The 1,086-nt window shown below is 31.0% G+C and carries 2 protein-coding genes; both read right to left on the minus strand.

The window, feature by feature from the left end:
- Nucleotides 1-171 precede the first annotated feature (171 nt).
- A complete protein-coding gene (locus ACI313_RS05760; RefSeq protein WP_320607750.1) occupies nucleotides 172-690 on the minus strand; it encodes a DUF2812 domain-containing protein in 519 nt (172 codons plus the stop codon).
- Between the two features lie 2 nt (nucleotides 691-692).
- Nucleotides 693-1,007, minus strand: coding sequence for a PadR family transcriptional regulator (locus ACI313_RS05765; RefSeq protein ID WP_320607749.1), 315 nt, complete (start codon nucleotides 1,005-1,007; stop codon nucleotides 693-695).
- Nucleotides 1,008-1,086: the final 79 nt, after the last annotated feature.

The following is a 1,086-nucleotide window of genomic DNA, read 5'->3' on the forward strand; positions in this document are numbered from 1 at the left end:
AAGATAAACATACTTAATGTCATACATAATCCTAAATCAATTTTGATAAAGAAATGAACAAAAACTCCAAATAGTATTCCATATAATAGGACAATTCCATTTATTTCATGAGATAAAACCAAAACAATACTTAGCGCTAATAAAATCCATGGAGTGGCGGCTAATATAAAATCAATCATTGTCTTTCTCCTTAAAATAAAAACAAGCAAACTGAATAAATATAATGAGATATGACACAAATAACACAATATATAGAATCAGTATCATTTTATTGCGTTGAAGTGTTCCTGTTAAAATACCAGGAATGATACATCCACAAAAGATAAACAACATGGGTACTAATCGTCCTTTAAAGACACGATTGATCATTTCATTACGAGATTGTTCATCACAGAAAATAGATTCATCTTCTTTTTCTTTTTTGGCTTTACGAAAATAAGAATATCCCATAAATTCTTGAATATACTCCCATCCACAGTCTTTAAACATCTGTACATATTCTTGTTTTTCTTTTAACCCATCGGGATTATAGTCTAATTGATAAATCATTGTTTCCGGTTCTACTTTTTCAAATGAATAAATACCCGGAAAAGTTACGTGCTTAAATTTCCATCCTTTGGCATGCATTTGGTGAAGGTATTCTTGTTCCTCAATGTGCTGTGTAATATCAAATAACTTTAATTGTTTCATATTTAAAAGCCTTCTTTCATATTTTGATATAAACGCGCAATGCGTTTTTTTTCTAGATTCAATACTTCTTGTCCTAAGGACGTAATCAAATAGATTTTGCGTTTATCTTGTTCTCGTACCAATGAAATCAAGCCGTCTTTTTCCATTTTAGAAAGAGAACCATACATCGTTCCTGGCGCTAATTTAATTTCACCTTTCGTGATTTCTTCTACTTTTTGTACAATACCATATCCATGATTTTCTTGTTGCAGGCACATAAGAATATAAAAACTTGTTTCTGTCATGGGTATGTATACTTTCTTTATATGAGCATCCATTGTATCCTGCTACTCAAAATGTGACCGAATATACTCAAACACATCGAGAAATTGAAGTCCTCACGGATACTTCTTACTG

This window comes from Floccifex sp., from assembly GCF_051873495.1.
Lineage (GTDB): Bacteria > Bacillota_I > Bacilli_A > Erysipelotrichales > Erysipelotrichaceae > Floccifex.